General features: G+C 46.6%; 17 protein-coding genes and 1 pseudogene. 8 read left to right on the top strand and 10 right to left on the bottom strand.

The window, feature by feature from the left end; all coding sequences use genetic code 11:
* Positions 1–140 precede the first annotated feature (140 nt).
* Positions 141–686, top strand: a complete 546-nt coding sequence (locus QUA62_RS10695; protein ID WP_333403857.1) for an NADPH-dependent FMN reductase — start codon at positions 141–143, stop codon at positions 684–686.
* Positions 687–845: 159 nt separating this feature from the next.
* On the opposite strand, the gene QUA62_RS10690 is transcribed toward QUA62_RS10695, so the two are convergent.
* On the bottom strand, positions 846–1076 hold the full coding sequence (locus QUA62_RS10690) for a hypothetical protein (RefSeq protein ID WP_006635545.1): 231 nt from the start codon (positions 1074–1076) through the stop codon (positions 846–848).
* A gap of 132 nt (positions 1077–1208) precedes the next feature.
* On the opposite strand from QUA62_RS10690, the gene psb32 reads away from it, so the two are divergent.
* Positions 1209–1931: a photosystem II repair protein Psb32 gene (gene psb32 / locus QUA62_RS10685; protein ID WP_333036839.1), complete on the top strand. Its 723-nt coding sequence runs from the start codon at positions 1209–1211 to the stop codon at positions 1929–1931.
* A 59-nt stretch (positions 1932–1990) separates the two neighbouring features.
* On the opposite strand, the gene QUA62_RS10680 is transcribed toward psb32, so the two are convergent.
* Positions 1991–2374, bottom strand: coding sequence for a DUF4346 domain-containing protein (locus QUA62_RS10680; protein WP_190657611.1), 384 nt, complete (start codon positions 2372–2374; stop codon positions 1991–1993).
* Between the two features lie 73 nt (positions 2375–2447).
* Between QUA62_RS10680 and QUA62_RS10675 the strand changes: the two genes are divergently transcribed.
* Positions 2448–2636 carry a hypothetical protein gene (locus QUA62_RS10675; protein ID WP_333403855.1) on the top strand — a complete coding sequence of 63 codons (189 nt, stop codon included), beginning with the start codon at positions 2448–2450 and terminating at the stop codon, positions 2634–2636.
* A gap of 76 nt (positions 2637–2712) precedes the next feature.
* Positions 2713–3744, top strand: coding sequence for a DNA (cytosine-5-)-methyltransferase (dcm, locus tag QUA62_RS10670; RefSeq protein WP_333403852.1), 1032 nt, complete (start codon positions 2713–2715; stop codon positions 3742–3744).
* A gap of 398 nt (positions 3745–4142) precedes the next feature.
* On the opposite strand, the gene QUA62_RS10665 is transcribed toward dcm, so the two are convergent.
* Positions 4143–5951 carry an aspartate kinase gene (locus QUA62_RS10665; RefSeq protein WP_333403851.1) on the bottom strand — a complete coding sequence of 603 codons (1809 nt, stop codon included), beginning with the start codon at positions 5949–5951 and terminating at the stop codon, positions 4143–4145.
* Between the two features lie 275 nt (positions 5952–6226).
* A pseudogene (locus QUA62_RS10660) lies at positions 6227–7009 on the bottom strand (Uma2 family endonuclease).
* A gap of 111 nt (positions 7010–7120) precedes the next feature.
* Between QUA62_RS10660 and QUA62_RS10655 the strand changes: the two are divergent.
* Together QUA62_RS10655 and QUA62_RS10650 are read left to right on the top strand one after the other, a co-directional pair.
* Positions 7121–7780: an HAD family hydrolase gene (locus QUA62_RS10655; protein WP_333403849.1), complete on the top strand. Its 660-nt coding sequence runs from the start codon at positions 7121–7123 to the stop codon at positions 7778–7780.
* 408 nt (positions 7781–8188) lie between these two features.
* Complete coding sequence (locus QUA62_RS10650; protein WP_333403847.1) at positions 8189–11530, top strand: PAS domain S-box protein; 3342 nt, start codon at positions 8189–8191, stop codon at positions 11528–11530.
* A gap of 491 nt (positions 11531–12021) precedes the next feature.
* Here QUA62_RS10650 and QUA62_RS10645 read toward each other — a convergent pair whose 3' ends face one another.
* Positions 12022–14271 (bottom strand): iron uptake porin, encoded by a 2250-nt coding sequence (locus QUA62_RS10645; RefSeq protein ID WP_333403845.1) that lies wholly within the window; start codon positions 14269–14271, stop codon positions 12022–12024.
* 164 nt (positions 14272–14435) lie between these two features.
* Here QUA62_RS10645 and QUA62_RS10640 point away from each other — a divergent pair, with 164 nt between their 5' ends.
* Positions 14436–15167, top strand: coding sequence for a sucrose-phosphate phosphatase (locus tag QUA62_RS10640; RefSeq protein ID WP_333403843.1), 732 nt, complete (start codon positions 14436–14438; stop codon positions 15165–15167).
* 410 nt (positions 15168–15577) lie between these two features.
* The gene (locus QUA62_RS10635) at positions 15578–15931 is read left to right on the top strand and encodes a DUF6464 family protein (protein WP_190657625.1); all 354 of its coding nucleotides are present in this window, start codon (positions 15578–15580) and stop codon (positions 15929–15931) included.
* 82 nt (positions 15932–16013) lie between these two features.
* On the opposite strand, the gene QUA62_RS10630 is transcribed toward QUA62_RS10635, so the two are convergent.
* The 5 genes from QUA62_RS10630 to QUA62_RS10610 form a co-directional block, all read right to left on the bottom strand.
* A complete protein-coding gene (locus QUA62_RS10630; protein ID WP_333282220.1) occupies positions 16014–16364 on the bottom strand; it encodes a hypothetical protein in 351 nt (116 codons plus the stop codon).
* Positions 16365–16438: 74 nt separating this feature from the next.
* Positions 16439–16747, bottom strand: coding sequence for a DUF1830 domain-containing protein (locus QUA62_RS10625; RefSeq protein ID WP_333403841.1), 309 nt, complete (start codon positions 16745–16747; stop codon positions 16439–16441).
* Positions 16748–17811: 1064 nt separating this feature from the next.
* Positions 17812–18198 carry a response regulator gene (locus QUA62_RS10620; protein WP_333403840.1) on the bottom strand — a complete coding sequence of 129 codons (387 nt, stop codon included), beginning with the start codon at positions 18196–18198 and terminating at the stop codon, positions 17812–17814.
* Between the two features lie 542 nt (positions 18199–18740).
* The gene (locus QUA62_RS10615; protein ID WP_333403839.1) at positions 18741–22187 is read right to left on the bottom strand and encodes a PAS domain S-box protein; all 3447 of its coding nucleotides are present in this window, start codon (positions 22185–22187) and stop codon (positions 18741–18743) included.
* 269 nt (positions 22188–22456) lie between these two features.
* Positions 22457–24379: a response regulator gene (locus tag QUA62_RS10610; protein WP_333403970.1), complete on the bottom strand. Its 1923-nt coding sequence runs from the start codon at positions 24377–24379 to the stop codon at positions 22457–22459.
* Between the last annotated feature and the right edge of the window lie 170 nt (positions 24380–24549).

Genomic DNA, 24549 nt, shown 5'->3' with positions numbered 1-24549 from the left:
CCCTCCTACCCATAACCTTGTGTTCTTCCTTCTATTTTCTACATCGGAAACTTTACTTGACAGTTGCCGATCGAACTTGCTATGTTAATCATACTCGTAATGAGTACGTTTTAGTAAATCAGTTTTTGTTTTTAAGCTTTATGGTAAAAATTGTCGGCATTGGTGGAAGTTTGCGGGCTGGTTCATACAGCCAGTTAGCATTGAATGTGGCAGCAGAACGGGCGCAAGCCCTGGGCGCGGAAATTGAAATATTCGATTTGCGATCGCTCAATCTGCCATTCTGCAATGGTGAGAATGATTATATCGATTACCCCGATGTGGAAAAGCTGCAGAATGCGGTTAAGCAAGCCGACGCCTTGATTTTGGCAACGCCGGAGTATCACGGTAGCATCAGCGGTGCTCTCAAGAATGCCCTGGATTTGATGAGTTTTGAGCATTTGGACGGGAAAGTTGCGGGTGGGATTAGCGTTTTGGGAGGGCAAGTGAACAACAACGCACTCAACGATTTGCGCGTGATTTTGAGATGGGTGCACGCTTGGGTAATTCCCGAACAAATTGCGATCGGACAAGCTTGGAAAGCTTTTAGTCCCGATGGTAAATTGTTGGATGAAAAACTGTCTGAAAGGTTCGACGAATTTGCTCGGAGTTTGGTAGAAAATACGCGGAAATTGCGAGGAATTTCGTAATTTTATCTCATGACAAATGCCGTCCGGGACGCAACTGGCATAGTCTTTGGCTGCGTCAGTTGCAATAATTGCTCGATTTGAAGAGGTTTTGTCTCTAGTAGAGCAGCCGACAAGCTGTAAAGTTAACTGTTAACAGTCAACAGTCAACAGTCAACTGAGTTAAAATGGCATATCGATCATATCTCCGAAAGGATGGGGTACGTCGATCGGCATTCTTCCGGGTTTTGACTCATATTTGTCTATCCACTTTTTGGCCAATTCCAAAGCTTCCTCCTCAGTCTTGGCATTTTGGACGGCGACGTGGCGGTTGCCGCGGCTATCCCAAACCTCGACGTAGAAGACTTTCTGGGATTGAATAATCCAACCTTTATAAGTGTCTGCTGGTTCCATAGTTAGAATCCTAAAATAATAGGGCGGGGAGTTCCAGTGGCGAGCTAATTGTAAATATTGCCCTGCATAAAATGAATTTTACGGGGGTTTCTATAGTATTTTTGGAAAAAAGTCAGTTTTACGGTTAACCTCATGACCCGACTCCTGAAGCAATTATTTAACTGGAGAAAATATCTCCAACCTTTGGCGGCGACGATCGCGATCGCCCTAATCGCATCCCAGATGGCAGTATTGCCGGCATTGGCGACTGGCGTGTACGAAATGCCCGTGTTGTCGGCGGGCGATCGAACTTGGGTGTTCGACAAAGGTGACGTGCTCAGCCGCAGCAGCGAAAGCAATATCAGCAGCGTGCTCGACAACCTGGAAAACAAAACAGGGAAACAAGTCAGGTTTGTCACCATCCACCGCTTAGACTACGGCGAAACGACTGCCACTTTCACCGACCAACTGTTTGAACAGTGGTTTCCCGCAAAAGAAGACCAGACTAATCAAATTTTACTCGTTCTCGACACTGTTACCAACAGCGCGGCAATTCGCACCGGCGAAGGGGTGAAATCCCTGCTAACCGATGAAATTGCCCAGAGTGTAGCTGGGGAAACCGTGCAAGTGCCCCTGCGGGAAGCCAATAAATACAACGAGGCATTTGCGGCTGCAAGTACGCGCATTGCAACTGTTTTGTCGGGCGAACCCGATCCGGGTCCTCCTGAAGTTGTTGACAACATTCAAGTTGAAGGCACGTTTAAAAAAGCTGAAGAAACAGACCAAGGCAATGCCACAGTTGTTGTGGTTGTGCTGTTGGTGTTGGCGACAGTGATTCCGATGGTGACTTATTTCTGGTATCAAGGTTTTTCGTGATCGGGTGCTGATAAATTCGATCGGTTGCCGTTTTGTCAAGAAATTAAGGCAGGGCTGCACTAATCTTGAACGTATTCTCGATCGCTCAACAATGCGATTTCTGCCCGTAAAAATTCCCGTCCCAGATAAGCCGCGTGATCTAACATTGTCACCGGACAGGGGCGGGTTTCTTCTAGGATTTTGACGCAAAGTTCTTTGGCGGTTCTGCCTGTAAAAAGTGTGGATTGGGTGCGTTCTACTTTGCCACGGGCGGGGATGGGTTTGCCAGTTTCGGGATCGACGGCGAGGCCTCGATCGTCGATGATGTTGGTGAAGTGTTTGGCACAAATTAAGCTGGTTTCGCGATCGAGATAGATGATGAAGTAGCCGCCTGGATCGAGGTCGATGTGGCGTTTGGATAGCTTGTCATCAATTGCGGTGAGGTTTTCCAAGGTTTGACTCATGGTTGGTGAAAGAAAGTAAACAATAGCTGTATTTTTTGCTGCTATTTCTAGTTTAGTCGGCTGCGGGACAAGTTTGGGACATTGGTTGGTTGAATGCGGGGGAAATTTTTGGCGATCGACAATTCCTGCAATTTGCCGATCGCTCCTATGCTACAGTCGATCGGGCTGGACAGAGAAATTGATGAGTGAACTTAAGACGCGATCGCTGTTATATCACGGACTTCTTCAAGAAGTCTGGGATCGGGTAATTCTGTTTTTTTAGCCATTGCTCACTTATCTAGGATGCAAAATCGGTTATTATTGTATAGATGATTTGTTTGTGTTAAAGCTGAGCCAAAATGAAATTTATAGATTTGTTTTCAGGAATAGGAGGTTTCAGACAAGCGTTTGAAAAAATTGGCTTTAAATGCGTTTTTTCCTGCGAAATTAACAGCAAATGCCGACAAGTTTACACGGAAAATTTCGGTGAGGTTCCTTTTGGAGATATCAGTAAAATAAATCCCGTCGAGTTAGAAGACTTTGATATTTTAGTCGCCGGGTTTCCGTGCCAACCTTTTAGCATCTGCGGCAAAAAGCTCGGTTTTGAAGATACTAGAGGCACACTGTTTTTCGAGATTTGTAAAATTATCAAAATCAAGCAGCCTAAAGTTATCGTTCTCGAAAATGTCAAGCACTTAATCCATCACGACAAGGGAAATACCTTAAAAGTAATTATTGCCAGTCTTGAAGATTTGGGATACAGCGTGAATTACAAAATGCTGAATGCTAAAGACTTTGGAATTCCTCAACATCGTGAAAGAATATTCATTATTGCAACTAAAGGTAAACCATTCAATTTTTCTCGGCTTAAAACCCAAGTGACTCCAAAACTCAGGGAATTTCTAGACAAGACTGGGGATTTTGAAATAGTGGATAAATCTGAGTATACTTTAATTGATTATCCGAGAAAGCAAGATTCGGGACTTTTGTTTGTAGGTTACAGAAATAAAGGTACTTGGAAAACAGGCGTGAGGCCGAATACAGAACATTTATCGAGGGTTCACAGACAGCCTAATCGCATTTATTCGGTAGATGGAGTGCATCCGACAATTCCTTCGCAAGAAACATCTGGCAGGTTTTTTATCTACATTCCTGAGCAAGATATGGTGAGAAAGTTGACGCTGAAGGAATGTTATCGACTTATGGGTTTTCCTGAAGATTTTAAAAGTTATCCAAGTGCGGGAGAAAGTTACAAGCAAATTGGGAATTCGGTGTGTGTACCGGTGGTGGAGGCGATCGCGCAAGAAATATTAAGTCAAAATTTATTGTATGATGAAATGAAGGGATTGCCAAGAGAAATAAATGAATATTTACAGGTTGCTCTTTTCTAACAGCACTTACGCAAGTGTGCCACTCCCATCGACTTGTAAGGTGCGTCAGACGGATGTAGAGAGCGATAAGCGAGGATTTTGGTTCTGACGAACCCTACTAATACAGGACTAAGATTAAATTCCTTAATTCGATCGCCAGTTTCCTTTTAACACAGCCTCATGCTGTGAAATTTGCACTCAAAACTCCGACGTTGACTGTCGATCGATATTTGTATGAACACAGCAGTGCCGTGTCCAAATCCGAATATATTTGTAGGGATACAGCAATGCTGTGTCCGCGATATTTGCAAGGACACGGCAGTGCCGTATCCCTACCGAAAACTCTAATTAATGAAATTTTTAAGCTTGTAGTTGGGATTCAGAGTCTGCCGGCGCTGAAGCGCAACTACAAACCTCGATTAGGCGGGAACTTGGATTTTTTCAGTGCCGGCAAGTTCAAAGGCTGCGTGAATTGCCTTCAAAGCAGTTACACCTTGTCCTTCATCCACAACGCAGCTAATTTTAATCTCGGAAGTGGCAATCATTTGAATGTTGATTTGCTGGCGGGAAAGCGCTTCAAACATCTTTGCCGCTACTCCCGGATGCGCTACCATCCCGGAACCGACAACGCTAACTTTGGCGATTTGTGTATCGACTGCTACTTCGCCCCATCCAAATTCCGGGGCGGCTTTTTCGAGGGCGTTTTTAGCAGCTTCGGCGTCAATTTGTGCTACGGTAAATGCAATGTCGCGAGTTAATATGCCGTCAATATTGTGACAGCGCTGCGACTGAATGATTGTATCTACGCTGATATTTTCCTCGGCTAAAAGTCCGAACAGTTTTGCTGCTACTCCGGGTCGATCGGGCAATTGGCGAATTGCTAGACGCGCTTGATTGATATCCAACGCAACGGCGCGGACTGCAGGCGGTTTTTGGGATGATGAACGCAGCCCAATAGGGGAGTTGGCAACATCAAATGTTTTGCAGAGTTCGGCAACGGCCCGATCGCAATCTTGGGCATCGATCGCACAACTAACTTTCACCTCGGATGTTGAAATCATTTGAATGTTAATTCCCGCATCCGCTAAAGTCTTAAACATCTGCGCCGCTACCCTCGGACGACCGATCATTCCCGCACCCGCAATGCTAACTTTAGCTATTGGCCGCTCTTCTGCTTTCACTTCCGGTTCTCCCAATTCTGGGCGAGAATTCTTGCCGAGGGCGGGGATAATGGCATCTGCAACGGCGGCGGCTTGTTGCAGAGATTTTCGCGTCACTGTGAAGGCAATATCGTTAGTATTTCCTTCATGAATTGACTGAATAATTAAATCAACATCGAGGTTTTGTTGCGCGATCGCACCAAACAACCGCGCTGCTACGCCGGGGCGATCGGGCAAACGCAGCAGCGACACCCCCGCCTGATCCAAGTCAAATTCCACCGCATCCACCGCTGTTGCGAGCTCCAAACCCTCCAAAGGCCGAAGTTTCGGGGGTGGAGACACTACCCGCGTACCGGGGGCGTCACTCCAGCTAGAAAGCACTACCAGCGGCACGCCGTAATTCTTGGCAATTTCTACCGCGCGCGGGTGGAGGACTTTTGCGCCCAAACTCGCCAATTCCAGCATTTCGTCGCAAGTGATTTCGTCCATCAATTGGGCGTCGGCAACCAAGCGCGGATCTGTAGTCAGAATTCCGGGCACGTCGGTATAAATTTCGCATCTGTCGGCCCGCAGCGCTGCAGCCAGGGCTACTGCGGTTGTGTCGGAACCGCCACGGCCCAAGGTGGTAATTTCCAATTCTCCGGCATCGGCGATACCTTGGAACCCCGCAACCACAACGACTTTACCGCTTTTTAACTGGCTTTCAAGCCGATTCGGGTCAATTCGCAAAATCCGGGCGCGGGTGTGGGCGGCTTCGGTGACAATGCCGACTTGGGCGCCGGTGAGGGAAATTGCCGGCTGTCCCATTTCCTGCAATGCCATGCTCAAAAGTGCGATCGAGACTTGTTCCCCAGTGGAAAGCAACATATCCATTTCCCGCTTGTTGGGATTTGCGGAAATTTCCTTGGCGAGTTTAACTAAACCGTCGGTGGTTTTGCCCATCGCTGAAAGTACGACAACCAGAGAGTTGCCGAGCTGTGCTGTTTTTACAACTCGTCGCGCTACCTCCAAAATGCGATCGACTGTGCCCACCGAGGTTCCGCCATATTTCTGAACAATTAGTGCCATAGGACTTACACAAAAAGTGATGCAATACTTAAGCTAATATACGCAAATTTTTGATAATAACCGATGAATGTTTATATCGTTTCTGAGGAGGCTGCTAGGCGCTCGGGTTTTTACAGCACATTATATTCCTAGGGACACTGAATTGCCGTGTCCCTACCGGCATCTGCGACTTATGGGAATTAAGATTTTTGATGGAAGAATTGAAGAATTGCCAAGGACTTATGAAGAATCCAACCCCGATAATCATCAGTCATCCCCAATCTAAAATCTAAAATCTAAAATCTAAAATTGTATTGCCCACATTCTAACTCTCGCAAACGCGCTTCTAAAGCTTGAATTCGCAACTCAGCTTCTATGCGCCTTTGTCGTTCTCGTTCTGTCCCCAATTCGGCTTGTTCTGCCCGTTCCTCGGCCGTCGGCAGCAAATTCCCCTCAGCATCCCACCAGCGCAGCCAAGGCAATTCTACACCCTAATAAACCCCTTGCCAAATGCCTAATTCCACTCCTATTTGTGCGATTTGGTAATGTTCGCGCTGATTTTCCCGCACTAACTCAAATCTATTTTATACCAAATGATACAATTCTACCTCTGCTTTTTCCACTTCATAAATGCCGTAAAATGCAGGTCGAATTATCCGCTCGTAAATCCAGAATTTTCCCTGGCAAGGAGTCCTATCTCTTTCTTCACTGCCATCGCCCGAAACAAATTCAAGTACAATCAGAGGCGGTATTAATTCCCGCCACATTACATAGGACTGGCACAGATTTCCGTCAAGAGTTGGCGGCACTTCGGGTACGTAAAATTAATCAGGTGCTTGGGCTGCTCTTTCGGGCGGTTCCGGGAGTTCGGCAACTCGCCAATAAATACCGGAATTTTTACCGATGTAGTATTGCCCGTCGGGATGAACTTGGTCTAAAATGGGTCGAATTGATGTTATTAACATGATGTTGTGAGGGTGTTATAATATTTTTTTTACAACAGTACCTGCGGAGTCTGGTAATTGAGTGTAATCGGGGAAATTATTTGCTAGAATTTCCGATTTTTCGGTTACACTCATATTAACCTCTTTAAGGTGGAAAATTTATACTTATAATTGGTAAGTTAGAGATTAATAATGCTATTATTTTAGGGCAAACCTCCGGTTGGTATATATAAAATTTTAAGGAATATGAGTCAGTACAAGTTAATTATTTTTGACTTCGACGGCACTTTGGCAATTACTCACAAAGCTATTGTATTTTGCTTTACAAAAACTTGTGAAACTTTCAATATTACCCCGCCTGCTGCTGATACTATTATAAGTACGATCGGCATCAATTTACCAAATACTTTTAAAATCCTGCATCCGGCGATCGAGGAAAGCGCAATTCCTGAATGGGTGGAAACTTACCGCTCTTATTATCGGACGGAAGGTGAAAAGCAGGTAGAGTTATTTACCGGGACAAAGCAAGTCTTGCGGTTGGCGCGCAAGTCGGGATTGAGCTTGGGAGTTTTTAGCAACAAACACGTTAGTTTTGTGAATTCGTTACTGCAAAAATTGAAAATTCACAGTTTTTTTGATTTGATTTTAGGTGACAACGGAGAAATGATTATGAAACCAGAGGCGGCGGTTTTTCACTCAATTATTAAACCGCTGTTCCCGGAATTGGATAACAGTCAAATTTTAATGGTTGGCGATACAGCGATTGATTTGCTGTTTGCTAAAAATGCTGGGATAGATGTTTGTTGGGCGGCTTACGGATATGGCGATCGCGCTCAGTGTCTCGCCCTAGAACCGACTTTCGCGATCGACGATATTTCAGAACTTGCTGTGTTCGTTCAACATTAATTTTTCCGGTTTTTTTATGGGATATTTGGAATCGTTTAAATCCTATATATTTTATTCCAAATATTTCAATAGAGACTCCGGGCATCAGATTTTGATTTACTCAAAAAAATAAATGCCCGAACTTGTAAGCTACCTAAACCCTGCCAAGCAAACCATACCAAAGATAGAGTGATCCCGGGAACAGCTATTATAAATTAACAAGTAGGATTCCTTTGAAGGTAGAAGGCACAAGGCAGAAGCAAAGAGGAAAAAAACGAGGGAAGCCAGATTTTTTTTAGGTAGAATTTACCGCTCAAATTCTGCATAATAGCCTTCTACCTTCTGCCTGTGGAAAACAGGCAATTCTGTTAAAGTCTAGGGTGTGCTGCCAGTCGAGATCTCTACAATAAACTCAATTTATAGAAAATCATGCAGATAGATATAAGCATTCCTTCTGAAACGCTATCGCCGACTCGTACTGGCGGCACACCGAATTTAATAGAAGAAGTATTTCGGCTGTACGATCGCGCCCTGGCAGCTACCAGCAACGGCATCGCGATCGCGGACGCTACCCGACCGGACAAGCCCATAGTCTACTGCAACGGGGCTTTCGAGCGGATTACAGGCTACAATCGCACTGAAATAATCGGGAAGAACTGCCGCTTCCTGCAAGGCCCGGATACCGATCGCGCTGCCGTCGATCAAATCCGTGTGGCCCTGAAAGAACAGCATGACTGCAAAGTAGTTCTGAAAAACTACCGCAAAGACGGCACCCCTTTCTGGAACGAACTCAGCATCTCGCCGGTGCGCGACAGCAGCGGGCTCGTTACCCACTTCATCGGCGTCCAATCTGATATCACCGATCGCTTCCAAGCAGAAGAAGCCCTCAAACAAGCCGAGGCAAAATACCGCAGCATCTTTGAAAACGCCACCGAAGGCATTTTTCAAACCGCCCCAGACGGGCGCTACCTCAGCGCCAACCAGGCACTCGCCCGAATGTACGGCTACGATTCCCCGTCAGAACTGATCGCCAAATGTTCGGCAAAAAACCTTTACGCCGATCGCGGCCGCCGCGCTTCCTTCATTGCAGAAATTACCAAAAATGGCTCCCTGAAAGAGTTTGAGTCCTGCGTCCGCCGCAAAGACGGCAGCACTACCTGGATCTCGGAAAACGTGCGCGAAGTCCGCGACGAAAGCGGCGAACTCCTTTACTACGAAGGAACCGTCGCCGAAATCGCCGCCCGCAAAGAAGCCGAAGCAGCGCTGCGAAATCAAGAATACTGGCTGAAAACCGCGATTAACGCCGTCCCCGACGCGATCAACCTCACAGACAGCGAGGGGCGCTGGCTGATTGCCAACGACTGCGCCCTCCAACTTTTGGGCTGGGAAACCGCAGACTACCAGGGTAAAACTACTGCCGAACTAGCTGCCGCCGCCGATCCGAGAGTCAGAGAAATCCTGCTAACTTGGCAGGAAACCGACGAAACCACCTGGCAAGCAGGCACTCTTACCTCCAGCAGCCAAATTGTCTCCTTGCCCACAGGCGGCAGCAATTTGTTTGAAGTGCGGAAAGTGCCGCTGTTCAACCCCGACGGTTCGCGCAAAGGTTTGGCAGTCGCAGGGCGGGACATCACGCAGGAAGTGGCAGCGGATGCAGCTTTGCGAGACAGCGAACAGCGGTTTCGGGCAATTTTTGAACGCGCTGGGATCGGCATGGTAGTCGCTACCCTCGAAGGTGTTGCGATCGCCACTAATCCGGCATTTCAAGCTATGCTGGGGATCTCGGAAGCTCAACTGCGGGGTGTTGGCCTCGACGACTGCGCGCACCCGGAAGACGCAGAAGTTTCGCGCCAGTTGCGCCAACAGTTGGTCGCGGGCTCCCGCGAAGCTTATCAAATCGAGAAGCGCTACCTCCGCCAAGACGGCAGCATCAGGTGGGGACGCCTCAGCGCCTCTGTCATCGACAGCAGTCAGGGAACGCCACAGTTTATTTTGCAAATGGTAGAGGATATTACCGATCGCAAACAAGCCGAGTCAGCTTTGTTTCAAAATGAGGCTAAGTGGCGATCGCTGATTCTCAACAGTTCCGACATCATTACTATTCTCGACGCCAGCGGTCGCATTGTTTACGAAAGCCCTTCTGTAGAAAGAGTTTTGGGCTACGAACCCGATGAACTCGCCGGTCAAATTGCTCTCGATTTAATCCACCCTGACGACCTTCCCTCGGTGATGTCCGACTGCGAAAAACTGATCGCAAATCCAGGCGATTCGATCGCCCTAGAAGGTCGCTTCCGGCGCGCTGACGGTTCTTGGTGTTTTCTTGAAGGTGTCGGCATCAACTTGCTAGCAGACCCCGCTGTGAAAGGAATTGTGATCAACTCCCGCGACATGACGGCGCGCAGGCAAGCAGAGTACCGCCTCAGCAAAATCAACGAGTGCTTTTTGGGATTCACCACCGACGCCGCTGAGAACATCCAGCGTCTGACATCCTTAGCCGGCGAGCTTTTGGGCGGAAGCTGCGCCATCTACAGCCGCGTCGGTGGCGGTCTGCTGCGCGCGATCGGGACTTGGCAAGCGCCGCCGGACTACCCGCTGGTCGATCGCGCCGAGGGCCACATCTGCACCGACGTATGCAGCAAAGGAAGCGATCGGGCTGTTGCCATTCCTGACTTGCAGAACACGATCTACGCCCAAACCGATCCCGCTGTCATCCGCTACCAACTGCAAAGCTATCTGGGACAAGCAGTGCGGCTGGGCGACAATTACGTGGGTGCGGTGTGCGTTGTCTACACCGAGTCGATCGCGCCCACCGAAGCCGACTGCAAGCTGATCGGAATTATTGCCGGGGCGATCGGAGTTGAGGAAGAACGGGCCGCCGCCGCCGATCGCGATCGGCAAAAATCCCAAGAACTGCAAACAGCTTTGAGCGACTTGCAGCAAACTCAAATGCAGTTAGTACAAACCGAAAAAATGTCTTCCCTCGGACAGGTGCTAGCAGGAATTGCCCACGAAATTAACAACCCAGTTGGCTTTGTCGCCGGCAACCTCTGCCACGTCCGAGGCTACGTTCTAGACTTATTAGAAATCGTACAGGTGTATCGAGAAGAGTACCCGAATCCCCCTGCAAAACTTCAGCAACAAGCCGATGATATAGACTTAGAATTTCTAGCAGAAGACCTGCCCAAATTGCTCAGCTCGATGCAGACCGGATGCGAGCGCATTGTAGAAATTATTCAAACTCTTCGCAATTTCTCGCGGGCAGACGAAGCTAAAATCAAGACTGCCGACATTCACGAAGGTTTAGAAAGTACCTTGTTAATGTTGAACACCAGGCTAAAAGCCAAGGCAAAATGGCAGGGCATTAAAGTGATCAAAGAATACGGAGAACTGCCGCAAATAAACTGTCATCCCGGACTGTTAAATCAGGTGTTTATGAATGTATTGGCCAATGCGATCGACGCCTTGGAAGAAAGCAGCAGCCAAGCAAAAGACACCGCAAATTCTATCTCTCCTACTATTACCATTCAAACTGAAACGATTGAGGACAAGAGCATTTTAATTCGGATAAAAGACAACGGTATGGGCATTCCCGAAGATCAGATTGTGCGTTTGTTTGACCCGTTTTTTACCACAAAACCCGTAGGTAAAGGCACAGGTTTGGGTTTATCAATTTCGCACCAAATTGTCGTTGAAAAACACAACGGCAAATTGCAGTGCCTCTCAGAACCAGGTAAAGGCACTGAATTTATCATCGAAATTCCAATTCGTTGACATCAGGACGACGCTAATCAGCATATCATATCAATTCCGGTTGCACCGTCCGTGATTGTTGACTGTTGGCTGTTGGCTGTTGACTGTTGGCTGTTAACTGTCCGTCGAAAAACTGAATGATGGTTGAGTGTTGACTGTTGACTCGATTTTACGCCCGACGATGAAGCACGGATTTGATATCATGTCCATTAATTATGTCCGCATTCGCCTTAAAAACCCCCTTGATTTCTTAGTCCCTCTCAGCTAGGAACGACAGTTTGTGTAGTAGCGATTTCAATCGCCTAGCCTGATCAAGGGGTTTTTAACGCGGATTTGGTATCAGTGGTTTGATACCCTACTAAGAGCGCGGTAAGGCGCTCCAGGCGCGCCCTAAATATAGCAGTTTTAAACTGAGCCAGGTACTCTGCAGTCAGCACCCCATTACCCATTACCAATGTGTACCTCACTCAACTGAAAATACTATAATTAGGTTCAAGTAAGTCCTAATTTAGTTAAAAACTAAACTGCGTCCGCAAATTTCCCACAAAAATTGTCGGGTTGTTATCGAAATTATTGGCATTCCAGATCGCATAAAATGCTGGCACGATCGAAATATGGTCGGTGAGAGGCAAATAATAAGTTGCCTCAATTTCGTACTGCGTACCGCCATTCCCTCCGCCAGAAACCAGAAACCTCCGACCGCCAGTAAAGTCAAAAGGTACTAAATATGACACCGTAAGCAAAGCTCCTTCTTTGAACAAATCGGGAAATGCAAGTCCTAACTGATAAGATTGATTCTCGATCGTGCCCTTGGGTCGGTCAGTCTTGGGAAATATATTGGTTTCGGCGTAGCCGTAGCGGCCGAAAAGACCAAAGCGGCGAGTGACTGACCAATCGAAATTGAAACTATAAGTATTCGCAGTAGCATTGCCCAGGCGGCCGCCGAAACCGTCATCTGCCACACCGTTTAACGGCTTGCTGTTAGGAGATCCAATTAAGCCGCCGATTTGCTGGATATTGGAACGGCTGTACAAAAAGCGCAAATTAGTCCGATCGCTCGGACTGAATGTTAATTCTGCTGTAGTCGTATTTGTCCCACCAAACAAGCCTTGAGACGGATTGGAAGCGGAATTAAACACGGAAGTGGGCAAAAATTCCGTACTCTCGCCCAAGTAGCCAAAACGCAGTTTCAATGCGCGGCCGATATCCCACAAAACCAAAGCACCGGCACCGCGTCTGGTAGCGCTTAACAGAGGGCTGTTGTTAGAATTAAAGCTGCTCGCACCGTCTACGAAAAAGTTAAACCTATTGTTGTCAAAGTAGCGGTAAAAATTAATCCGCGGCCCGAATACTACTTGCAAGCTGTTGGTAAGCGGGAACCGATAGGAAAGTTCCCTCAGGACAACTTCATTGGGATTTGCTCCCGCAGTTTGATCGAGAAAAGGAGTGCCAAAGGTATTGAACAGGCCCGTAGAAGTATACTGATTGGCTGGTGAATTTCCGTTACCTACAGCTAGCTGTGTAATCAATTCGTCTTTCCCTGTAAAGGAAGTAGTGAGAGTCAACCAAACTAACTGGCTGAAAGTGATTTCTGGGTCGTCAACTTTCTGCACAATTGGTCTGTTGGTGACAGGATCGCGTCCGGCAACTCGATCGAGCGGAGCAGCATTTCCATTTGTTGCTTCAACTCGGACTCGCTCGCCCGCAAAAGCTCCAGTCAGGTTAAACCAAGCAAATCCGTTTAGTTTAGTGGTAGTTGAAAATTGGTTGGCTTCTAATTCGGCAGTGCGGGCTTCTAAAGCATCGACTCGACCGCGCAAAGTAGCTAATTCTGCTGCAAATTCTTCTTGCAATCTTTGCAAAGCAAGTAAATCTTCTCGCTGGACTAAATTACCAGTAGAACCGCCAAGTTGTTTGGTAATTTGGTCTAAGCAAGCGTTTAATCCGGCGGCGAATTCATAGCGAGTCATTGCTCGATTGCCTCGGAATGTGCCGTCTGGATATCCCGCAATGCAGCCGTATCTTTCTACTAGGGATTGTAAGGCTTGAAAAGCCCAATCTGTGGGGCGCACGTCGGAGAGCTGGGAAACAGAGGTGACTTGTGCTGCGTCTTCTTGTATGCTGAGGTCATCAGCGGTGCCCGTCTCGCTGCTGATGTCGGCAACTGTACTGGCTTCAGCAACTTGTTGAGACTGAGGAGAGTTTGCAATTTCTAACTCCTGGGGGGGTAATTCGCGAATTGCCCCCGTTATTTCTGGGGCTGTTGTTGCACGATCGACTGTTGCTATATCTGTTTCGGGTAAAGCACGATCGACTGTTGCTATATCTGTTTCGGGTAAAGCACGATTCACCCATGCTGCATCTGTTTCGGGTTCCGGGCGATCGACTGTTGCTATATTATCTTGGGGTTCCGGGCGATCGACTGTTGCTATATTATCTTGGGGTTCCGGGCGATCGACTGTTGCTATATCTGTTTGAGGTAAAGCACGATTCACCCATGCTGCATCTGTATCGGGTTCCGGGCGATCGACTGCTGATTTAGTCTCTGCGGCAATCTCCGCTAACTGCGGTATCTCAATCTTAACTGCTGCCAGCGCTGCGTCTGGGGTAGCCTCCGGGACGGCACTCGCTTCTAGCGCAACTTCTGGAGTTGAGGTATCCTGAATTTGAGCTGTTGCTGCGATCGGCCCCAAAGGCACTGCCGCACCAGAAATCAAGAAAGACAGCCAAAAAGCTTTAAGGGAGGTTGAATTATTCACCATACCACTCACACCACTTGTTGAAAATTAAATTGGGCCAATCTTAAACGATAAGCTTGCTTATAAATGTGTTTGGTTTAACAAATTCTTATAAATAGTTAAAAGAATTTTAGGAAGCCCTCGGTTCCAGATCGCTGATGACTACTGACTACTGACTAATTCCCAAAATGAAGTTTTTATTAGTTACAGATTTAGACAACACGCTAGTCGGAGATGACGAAGCAACTCAAGTTTTAAACCAGCGCTTGCAATCAAAGCGATCGCAAATATGTTTGGTTTATGCTACCGGGCGTTCTTATGCTTCAACTTGCGAATTAATTGCCCAAAAGGAACTACTAGCACCGGACTATTTGATCGCAGGTGTAGGCAGCGAAATTTACCAAGACGGAACCCTGGACTTAGATTGGGCGGAATATCTTTCTCAAGACTGGGATAAAATGGCGATCGCCTCTTTAGCTCAGCAGTTTTCCCAGCTTAAACCCCAATCCCTAAAAGAACAAAATCCTTGGAAAATCAGTTATTGTCTGGAACCAGCAGCAGAAAATAGTTCGATTGTCCAGACTTTGCAGCAAAAGTTAACTGAATCGAGACTGCCAGGTCAAATCATTTTTAGCAGCAATCGCGATGTGGATATTTTACCGCAAACTAGCAATAAAGGTAATGCCCTTACTTATTTACAAAAGCGCCTACAAATTCCATCTGAGGCAACATTAGTTTGCGGAGATTCTGGCAATGATATCAATATGTTTGAACAGGATGTCCGGGGAGTAATCGTCGCTAATGCTCTATCAGAACTCTTAGAATGGCATCGCGAATGCGGCACTGAAAATCATTATTTAGCTAGTTCTGCTTGCGCTTGGGGAATCATGGAAGGAATGGCATATTTTTGGGAATTATGATTGCCGAAAATCCGGTTGGGTTTGTAGTGATCACTGAAGTCCTCATAAAAATCACAGGACTGAAGTCCTCAGTACAAACGCACCCGAAGCACCCCAAGTCCTGCAAACCGTTAAAATCGGTTCAGGAATCTCAACCGCGTATCGATCGAACCTGCGAGTTGCGATACCATCAGCGTGTACTGCTTTATCAAACCTAATCGAACTTAACTTTAGTTACCTCAAGCGAGTTGAAGTTTATTTCCTAGCCTGTTGGTTAGTAGGCTATCCGCCGATCGCCAAAGGTTCTATAGTTAAGTTTAGCGCCTCAACCGAAATTACTCTCTCTAAAAAAAGTTATCTTTCTAGATGAAGAAGATGTCGGTTTAGCTCACTATTTGCCCCTTTAGTTCAGTTCGCGAACGCACCGCCACATGGAACAAAATACTTTACCCGTAGAGGTGATTCTCTCTCACCCCCGCCAATATTTAGGTAGCATTCGGCTGGATTGGACGCCACAACCGGGGAACTATCTAGATTTAGAGGGACAAACCTACGCTGTTTTGGAACGCCACCACCGCTATCAACTCAAATCCGGCCGCTACCGACTGCAAAAAATTGCCCTGTACGTGCAGTCGGCCACACCGCCGACGGAAAGAACTTTTGTAAGCGGCATCTGGGTTATCGGAGATGCTAGCTGCCGTTTTAATGCTCGATCGGAAATTCTGCGCTGTGCTGTCAATCCCAATGGCCCGTGCAACTGCTGCTGCGATTACGAAAAGTCTTGAACCATCGAGTCAGTAAACAATTCCACCTCGCCCAACCGAGAGGGCCGAGAATCTCGGCGTCTCCCTCATTTACAACAAACTATCAAAACCAACTAGCAACTCTCGAATCAAATTTAACTTCTTCAGGCAGGCGGTGATCTATCTTCTGATAGCTGTGCAGCACCTCGCGAATTCCAGTATGAATCAAATTTTCTATGTGCAGCAATTGCTCTGAAGAACAGCGAACCTGAACTGTTTGGTTTGACACCGACTCGCTGGGGTCGATCGCAGTATATCTATTAGGAACTCGGCTGAGCACATAAGCAATTAAATCTTGTCGCAATCCCGAAGGCGAAAAAGCTTGTTGGTAGGGGTGCTTCGGATAAGACTCCAAGATAATTTCTACTTCCTCTGTGACTACAGCTAAGGTAATATTGACAAGATTTTTCTGCATTTTCCCCGTCCCGAAACACTCGTTAACTAATATTTTTGTGGCTGTTCTCGATCTCGTCTGATTTCTCATGAATTTTAACCGGCTAATACAGCCAATCGTTCTTCGGTCATCACGAGCTCAAACTCGGAACTTACCTCTTCTATAACCCGCAGCACGTAGCAGGGAATCTTGTCGGATAAAATAGCACTTGGCACCAAACCCGTGTGAACTTCTAAGACTGCTTCTGCAGCAGCTTCAAACATCAGTCGCTGTCCGGGAAACATCACTCTTTCAAAGTACCAATTAGGAATGTTCCCAATCCGAACCACCTGAACTAGGTTGGTAACATTTGCGTAATAGCACAGAATCTGGTTGTTACCTTTATAAGATAGCTGATCAGACATTTAAAAATCTCCACACTCTTTCAAAAACTAACTGAGACTTGACTTTGGCGGTTAGTGGCAATTGCGAGTTGGGCTCTGGACAAAACGACCGACTTATTTGTGGGGTGTTATTCAAGAGCGCGAATCACATCTTCAGTTATTAATTTTTTTACCCTTGAGTTCTCCTGCCAACACTTAGAGGACTGGCGCACCAACCCCGTTTTTCCCCGTTAAAAACCGGGTTTTTGTGGTAGGCACTGCCTAACCCCTGACTTATTCAGGCTGGTTGTTCTGTAGCACCAGTTAATTGAAATTACCGTCACTGCCCCGAACTCTCCTGACAACAGGTTCGCTCTTTGGCAGTGGAATGGTGCTGAGATGGCATAGACTTTCAACTCAAGAGCTTGGACTAAATATTATCTAAAAAATATGAGGAAATTATGAAGACCATAATTTTTTTTGATAAATATACTTTTGCCGAAGCAGGGATTACAACAGTTAGGCAAAAACCGGGTTTTTTAGCCAAAAACTTGGTTTTATCTGTGTTCCTGGGTTAAAAAACCCGGTTTCTGAGGGAAATCTGCGTAAATCTTTGATTAGCAGGCTAAAACCTGGTTTTTTAGCAAAAAACTTGGCTGCATCCGTGATTCCGGATTGAAAAAAATCGTTCTTGAGGCAAGTGTACGTAACTTCTGGAGGAGTTATTCGGCCTGTAAATGCGGTGATAGCCGATCGGCTTTTTAGGTAACAAAAAACCCCGACTCCCTGAGATCATCTCTAGAACTTCTAGGGAATCAGAGTTTAAATTAATCAATCACCGATCGATCTCAAAGCTAAATCAAAAAAATGAGGAAATTATGAAAATAGCCGGAAAAACTAGGAATTTCCTGGACGCATAAACCGGGTTGTGTAACATAATTGCGTAATTTTCGCAACAATCAAGAGAAGGAGAAAGCGGATTTTTGATCGTCATCCGGCTTTAATGCCTCCTTGATTCTTCCGTCGGGCTGGGCCGACTTTGTGGGTCTAGTAGCGGTTTCAAATGCCGAGTTTGATATGCTATCTGCGATGTGTTTTACCCGAGTTTAAAGCAACGGTTCCCAACCCAGAATTTCCGCTACTTGCTGTGCCAAACTCAAAGGATCGAAAGGCTTTGCAATCACCCCCGCTACCCCCAAATCAGCAAATTGGCTCAAATCCATCGCCTGCACCTTAGCCGTCAGGAAAATCACCGGAATCCCCCGAGTAGCCGCATTGTTTTGCAGCAAACCAAACAGAGTAAGTCCGTCCATATCCGGCATCATCACATCTAACAGAATAGCGTCAGGGAGGTGAGTTTCAGCTAAAACCAATCCTTGGCTGCCGTCAGGCGCGCTTAGTACAATCCAGCCGCCTAAATGTTCCAGACAGGCCTGAATCACGCTGCAGAGGTTTTTTTCATCATCGATGACCAGAATGCGCTTTGCTGACATAATTAAAACTCTAATTTTAAATTAATCATGGTAAACCGAAAAAAAACTTACGCACGCTGCCTCATCAACCGGGTTTCTTGACACATATAGCAGAAGGAAGAAGCAATAAAATTAAGAGTTTCAGCACTTAAGAACGTCCTAATCGAGCGAGGTTGCTATATTTTGCCACTCACCTACTGATATCATTTCCGGTTACACCGGAATGATGTTGACGGTTGACGGTTGACTGTCAACAGTCAACAGTCAACCGTCAACAGTGAACTCGAATTTACTATTCCGATGCTAACGGATTTAATATGAAACCCTGACCACAAAAATCGGGCGTTCCATAATGGCGGGATGATTTTGATTGTTTTGTGGGGTGGGCCCATGAACCCGTCCGATATATTTTCACCGCAGGCGGGACGCCTAACCCCTACTCCCCACAAGCATCATCCTCCAATTGTGCAACGCCAAAAATCGACATATCAGCCTCCCAAAATCATCCTACCCACGTGTGTTTCCAAGAACTTTAGCTTTCGCGAGATCTGATCGAAGCAATCTCAAAACTCAAAACTTTTTCCCCCTTCGCCTTCCAACGGTGCGGGCACTGTGAAATAGAAACTGCTTCCTTCTGAGACAACACTTTCGGCCCAAATTCTGCCGCCGTGCTGCTGCACGATGCTGCGACAGATAGCCAACCCCAAACCCGTACCTCCTTTTTGGCGGGAGTCAGAAGCATCGACTTGTTGAAACCGTCCAAAGATTGTTTCTAGTTTATCCGCAGGAATCCCCCGCCCTCGATCTTTGACTTCAAATAAAACCCGATCGCCCAAATCTTCAACCCTGACAGTTACTTTACTCCCCGGAGCCGAGAATTTAATCGCATTGCTCAACAAATTTACCAACATTTGAACGATTCTGTCGGGGTCAGCCCAGATTTTTGCTGTTTCGGGCATAATCGACAACTCAATGTTACTTTCTGCCGCCAAAGAAAGTACAGCTTCTGTAGACTTCCGCATCAAAACCTGGGCCTCGCACCACTGCTTGACAAGGATAACTTGGCTCGACTCGAGCCGTTCTAAGTCTAGAATATCGTTGACCAAACGCACTAACCGTTCGGTATCGCTCGAAGCGATTTCTAACATCTGTTTGGCAGTTTCCGGTTTATTTTTCAGTACCCCAGCCGCCAGCAAACCTAAAGAACCGCGAATTGAGGCAAGCGGCGTTCGCAGTTCGTGGCTGACAATCGAAATAAACTCATTTTTCATTTTTTCAATTGCCCGACTTTCTGTGATATCTGTGACTGTGCCGACGTGACCGATTAGTTGATCTCTGTCGGAAAAAATTGGAGCTGTTTTAAGCCGACAAAACCGGATGGTTCCGTCTCGCTGGATGTGGCGGAATTCGCAGGAAAATTCCCCATCTACCGATTGCGATTGAGACCACTTAGACAGAATTAGTTTGAGGTCTTCGCGGTGAACAAACCGCATCCAGCCGTTTCCTAAAGCTGCTGCGGGTGTGAAGCCACCAATTGCTTGACAGCGAGGATTTGTATAGGTACATTTCCCCTCTGTATCGATTTTGAAAATGCCCACGGGGGAACTCTCGCTCAGAGAGCGAAATAAAGCTTCGCTTTCCCGGAGTTCTGCTTGAGAGCTTTCTAGTTCTCTGGTTCGCTGCAAAACTCGCATTTCTAACCGTTCGTTGAGCTGTTGGAGGGCGGCTTCAGCAAGTTTGCGATCGCTAATATCGCGGTGCACTGATACCCAGTGGGTAAACTCACCATTTTCGTCCGCTAGGGGCACAATGCTCATTTCTACCCAAAATTCCGTCCCGTCTTTGCGGTAATTGATCGAGTCAACCCGCACCGGCTGCCAGGTTTTCAAAGCTGTCCGAACTCGCTGGAGACTGGCGCGGTCTGTTTTTTCTCCTTGCAAGATGCGGGGCGTTTTGCCCACAATTTCTTCTAGCGTATAGCCGGTCATCCGCGTGAAAGCTGGGTTGACATAAAGAATTCGCGGGCCCGGTTCCTCAATCGGTTCAGCTTCGGTAATTAATACGGCGTCGTTAGTGGTGGTGACTACTGATTCCAACAGGCGCAACTGTAATTCTCTAGCTTTGCGATCGGTAATTTCTCTAACTGTCCCCACCATCCGCACTGCATCGCCGGCTTCGTTGTAAAAAAACTTACCCTTCCCCTCAATCCAGTGAATGCTGCCGTCGGGCCAAACCACGCGGGTTTCGTGACAGTAATCCGATCGCTGGGCGATCGCCTGATTTATAGCATTCTCCATACTTTTTAAATCTTCTGGGTGAATGCAAGTTGCAAAACTTTGATAAGTTCCGCCAAAAGTGCCCGGGGTCAACCCAAACAACTCTTCGTGTTCCCTCGACCAAACTATGCGGTTTTTCTGCACGTCCCAGTCCCAAAATCCAATTTTGGTAGCCGACAAAGCTAAGCTAAGCTGCTGATTGGTTTTCCGCAACTCCATGCTAGTAATAGCAACTCGAAGTTCTCGGGCTATTTCGATTTCGCACCGCTGCCAAGGCAAAGATTTTAACCTCACAGTTTCTTGCCACAAGTCAAAGGAATTGCGAGGAGACAGCGGTGGGCTGCCATCCGGTTTAACTTCAATTTCCCCGTCTGGTTTACCGGCCCAGTTGACAGTTTGAATTGTTTCTGGACGAAACCACAAAATGTAATAATTTTGCATCTCGGACATGGCAAGTACCAGCAAACCGCTAGCAACTTCTTTAAACTTCTCGGATGGCGGATACAGCTTTGAGAGAGAATCTGTATGAAAAAGATCATTATTTCTTTGAGTTTTTATCCAAGCAATTAAGCTTTCGATTTCTACCAATTCCGGGGTTTGGCCGATGGTTGTTAAATTTTCATTGGCACACACAACTCCACCGGTAGCGCCCACTAAGGTCAGTAATTCATCTGGGGATTTAAGTAAACCTTCTACAAACCAGTGTGATTGAGAAATTTTGGTGACAAACTTATGGCAATTTTCTTTTAAATAAATTGCATATTCCCAATTTTCGCTATCTTGTTTGTAGCTGAGTTCTAGATTCACAAACTTGGCTAGCAGTTCGCAAGCCTTTCTTGTTTCGTAGCTGACATACTTTCGTGTAGGGTGGTGACAGGCGATCAATCCCCAGAGTTTTTGATCTTTGATTAATGTCAAGGTCATGCTAGCACCAATGTTCATGTTTTTGAGGTATTGAACATGGCAAGGGGAAACTGCTCTCAACAAAGAGAACCCCAGATCCAGGGGGCTACCTGTCAGCGGATTGCAGTGAGGAATTAGTTCTACAGGCTGACAGTTAATATCGGGAATAAACCGAATTAAATTCATGTTGAAAAGGTTTCTTGCCTGGGGGGGAATATCGCTAGCCGGATAGTGCAGTCCCAAGAAAGGAGCCAAACTTTCTACTTTGTCTTCGGCGACAACTTCCCCCGCACCTGTGGCATCAAATTGATAGACGATCGCTCGATCGAAACCGATCATCCTCCGCACTTCTTCAACTGCTTTCTGACACAGCACTTGCAGGTTTGGTGTTTTGTGGATTTTGTCGATCGGCTCTTGGACTAAATGATAAAAATTGAAAGAATCGCTATGTTTTGGGGAAACAGCCGATTCGAGTTCAAGAATTACTGCTGAACTAGATTGATGCAGCGTCCCCTGAAAAAAAGACTGGCGGTTTTGACTTTTGAATGATAATCTGATACCGTTAGATTGATGGCAGTTTTCAAATAAAGCTTTTTCTATAGCCTCAATTTCCTCAGTTTCGACAAATTCCTGTAAAAATTTGCCCAAAAGTTCTTCGGGATAAATGCCGAGATCCTCAAAAATATTGTTGCTAACTTGCAAAATTTTCAACTCAGGAGATTCCAGCACTAAAAGGATGCCATGAGGTTGGATCGCAGCCGGGGCGTAAATTTGTTCGCCGTCGCTGTCATTGAGATTGTCTGTGTCTGAGGGCAATACCATTGCTTTCATCTGATTAATACTTCTCTAAATTAGCCTGTGTTCTCGATCGGCGCGCCAGCATCAATCAAAAGCACCGCGTCGGCATCACACCATCTAACAATCCCAAGTCTGGCTAAGGCTTCCTGAGTTGTTTCGGGCACGCACTGCATATTTGCTCCTAGTTATCCCATTTAAAAAAAAGACTACAACTGTAGGTACGCGATCGAAACCCATCTCTCATAAGTGATTTCCAGTTCTTCAATTCTTTAATTCTTTAATTTTTTAAATCTCAAATGGGATTAGCGCTGTGCTTGAGCCAGTCTGTTTCTGAGTTGAGTCCGCTCCAAACGATTCAGGAGGCGAGCAATTAATTCCGGTTTCACGATCGGCTTGTTAACGTAGTCGTCAGCACCTGCGACAAACATTTGGCGCACTGTTTCCGATTCGGAATGAGCTGTCAAAAACAGCACTGGAAGCTTGCTCCAGCGCAAATCGTTGCGAACTGCCAAACACAGCTCGATACCGCTGTAACCGGGCATCTCCACATCTAAAATTAGCAAATCCGGACAAGTCGTTTCCAGTACCTCCCAGAACTTTTCGGGATCGTCCAAGGTTGTTACTTGAAATCCCCAAGGTTGTAGAATTACTTGCAGTGCAGCCAATAGATGCACGTCATCGTCTACCACCATAACTTTAGCTTCAGCAGGGCCAGTCTGGTCGATTAGTTGGGCCACTGCTTTGAGTATATCTGCTGGGGGCATAGATTTGTGTAAAAAGCCCGAAGCTCCCAAACGAGCAACTTCTATTCGATCGCTCAATTGATTGTGTGCGCTAAAAACCATCACCGGAATTTCGGGCTTTTCACTGCGGAGTTCGGCTAAGAGAGAAAGTCCGTTTTCCTGAGATCGGGAAAATGTCAAATCCAGCAAAATCGCGTCGGGAGGCTGTCGAGAAATCGCATTTCTTGCCGCTTGCGGAGAGTTGGCAACTTCTATCTGGAAGCCGGAACCGGATGCTACTGTTTTCAGTTGCTCGCTCCCAAAAGTATCATCATCAACAATCAGCATTCGGCGCTTTTGGGAAACCGCAGGAACCAAATCGCCTTCTGGTTCGGGCGACGGGTCATCGAATATATGTTTGAGCTTATGCAGAAATCCCTCAATCTCCTGAGCCGTCCCCGGTTTCAAGATGTTTTCAGCCTTGAACAAATGTTCTATCTGGCGCGCAAATTCCGAACCTTTCGGCAGGCCTAACGTTCCCAAAGAACCGACTAATTTGTGAGCTTGAGCCTGGGCTTGCTCGCGCACTTCGCCCTCCAAGCTTCCGTTTTTCAGTTGAGCGATCGCGCGATCGAATATCGCCACCTTTTCTATAAAATTAGCTTTTAAATTCCCCCGCATTTGGGCAATCGCATTCAAGACTTTGAGACGGCGTTCATCTTTGTTTAATTCCTGGCTGGACCCGCTGGATTCAGTTGATAAAGTCTCTTGAGTTTTAGCAGTTTCTGCCGTTTCCTGCCCAACTTGTTGGCTCTCAATCTCATCCGGCAGACTTTTGAGCCGATAGCCCAATCCGTACACGGTTTCCACTAAATCTACTGTCATCCCGGCTGCTTTCAGCTTCTGCCGCAGCCCCTTGATGTGAGCGGTAACGGCTTCTTCTTGAGGAAATTCGCCGGCCGACCAAATGCGATCGAGGATGGCGCTGCGACTGAAAATGCGGCGGGGATTTCTCAGGAAAAGTTCTAGCAAATTGTACTCTTTGGGAGTCAAGTGCAGCACTTTTTCGGCATAAGTTACTTCCGTAGTGTCCGGGTTGACTTGCAGTTTTTCCCATGTCAAATTTGTACTCGACAAAGTTGTCTTACCCCGGCGCAGCAAAGCCCGAATTCGAGCGATTAATTCTTCGAGATTAAATGGTTTGACCACATAATCGTCTGCACCCGCCTCTAAACCTTGGACTCGATCGTTGCTGCTATCTAGCGCTGTCAGCAGTAAAATCGGCATTTGGCAGCCGGACGATCGCAATTTTCGACACAAACTAATGCCGTCGAGTTTAGGAATCAGCACATCCAAAACAATCAGGTCGTAATCGTATGCCTGCACCAAATACAACGCTGTTTCACCGTCTGCGGCCGCATTCACATTGTAATTGTGAGAGTTCAGCGCTTGAGTCAGCAAACTGACTGTAACTGTGTCATCTTCTACCAGCAGGATTTTCATCAGCGTCACCTGTCCTTCCAACTATATTTTGGAACTTTTTATCGGTTTTTGGGCATAATTCAATAGCGTTTTTACAACTGAATTTAAAAATCCCTACCTTCAGTATAACAAATAGTCTTCTTGAAATAGAATAATGGTTAATAATATTGTTTTAATTTTATTTTTTCCTC

This window comes from Microcoleus sp. MON1_C1 (assembly GCF_036701945.1).
Lineage (GTDB): Bacteria > Cyanobacteriota > Cyanobacteriia > Cyanobacteriales > Microcoleaceae > Microcoleus.
The sequence above is the reverse complement of the archived record's forward strand: the minus strand, read 5'-3'. Positions and strand labels throughout refer to the sequence as shown.

What these genes read in the sequence shown, in the direction of transcription:
- QUA62_RS10615 (WP_333403839.1), bottom strand. Translation starts at nt 22,187, where the DNA reads ATGAAAGCAATGGTATTGCCCTCAGACACAGACAATCTCAATGACAGC.
- psb32 (WP_333036839.1), top strand. Translation starts at nt 1,209, where the DNA reads ATGACCCGACTCCTGAAGCAATTATTTAACTGGAGAAAATATCTCCAA.
- QUA62_RS10665 (WP_333403851.1), bottom strand. Translation starts at nt 5,951, where the DNA reads ATGGCACTAATTGTTCAGAAATATGGCGGAACCTCGGTGGGCACAGTC.
- QUA62_RS10655 (WP_333403849.1), top strand. Translation starts at nt 7,121, where the DNA reads ATGAGTCAGTACAAGTTAATTATTTTTGACTTCGACGGCACTTTGGCA.
- QUA62_RS10635 (WP_190657625.1), top strand. Translation starts at nt 15,578, where the DNA reads ATGGAACAAAATACTTTACCCGTAGAGGTGATTCTCTCTCACCCCCGC.
- QUA62_RS10645 (WP_333403845.1), bottom strand. Translation starts at nt 14,271, where the DNA reads ATGGTGAATAATTCAACCTCCCTTAAAGCTTTTTGGCTGTCTTTCTTG.
- QUA62_RS10680 (WP_190657611.1), bottom strand. Translation starts at nt 2,374, where the DNA reads ATGAGTCAAACCTTGGAAAACCTCACCGCAATTGATGACAAGCTATCC.
- dcm (WP_333403852.1), top strand. Translation starts at nt 2,713, where the DNA reads ATGAAATTTATAGATTTGTTTTCAGGAATAGGAGGTTTCAGACAAGCG.
- QUA62_RS10630 (WP_333282220.1), bottom strand. Translation starts at nt 16,364, where the DNA reads ATGCAGAAAAATCTTGTCAATATTACCTTAGCTGTAGTCACAGAGGAA.
- QUA62_RS10610 (WP_333403970.1), bottom strand. Translation starts at nt 24,379, where the DNA reads ATGAAAATCCTGCTGGTAGAAGATGACACAGTTACAGTCAGTTTGCTG.
- QUA62_RS10620 (WP_333403840.1), bottom strand. Translation starts at nt 18,198, where the DNA reads ATGTCAGCAAAGCGCATTCTGGTCATCGATGATGAAAAAAACCTCTGC.
- QUA62_RS10690 (WP_006635545.1), bottom strand. Translation starts at nt 1,076, where the DNA reads ATGGAACCAGCAGACACTTATAAAGGTTGGATTATTCAATCCCAGAAA.
- QUA62_RS10650 (WP_333403847.1), top strand. Translation starts at nt 8,189, where the DNA reads ATGCAGATAGATATAAGCATTCCTTCTGAAACGCTATCGCCGACTCGT.
- QUA62_RS10625 (WP_333403841.1), bottom strand. Translation starts at nt 16,747, where the DNA reads ATGTCTGATCAGCTATCTTATAAAGGTAACAACCAGATTCTGTGCTAT.
- QUA62_RS10695 (WP_333403857.1), top strand. Translation starts at nt 141, where the DNA reads ATGGTAAAAATTGTCGGCATTGGTGGAAGTTTGCGGGCTGGTTCATAC.
- QUA62_RS10640 (WP_333403843.1), top strand. Translation starts at nt 14,436, where the DNA reads ATGAAGTTTTTATTAGTTACAGATTTAGACAACACGCTAGTCGGAGAT.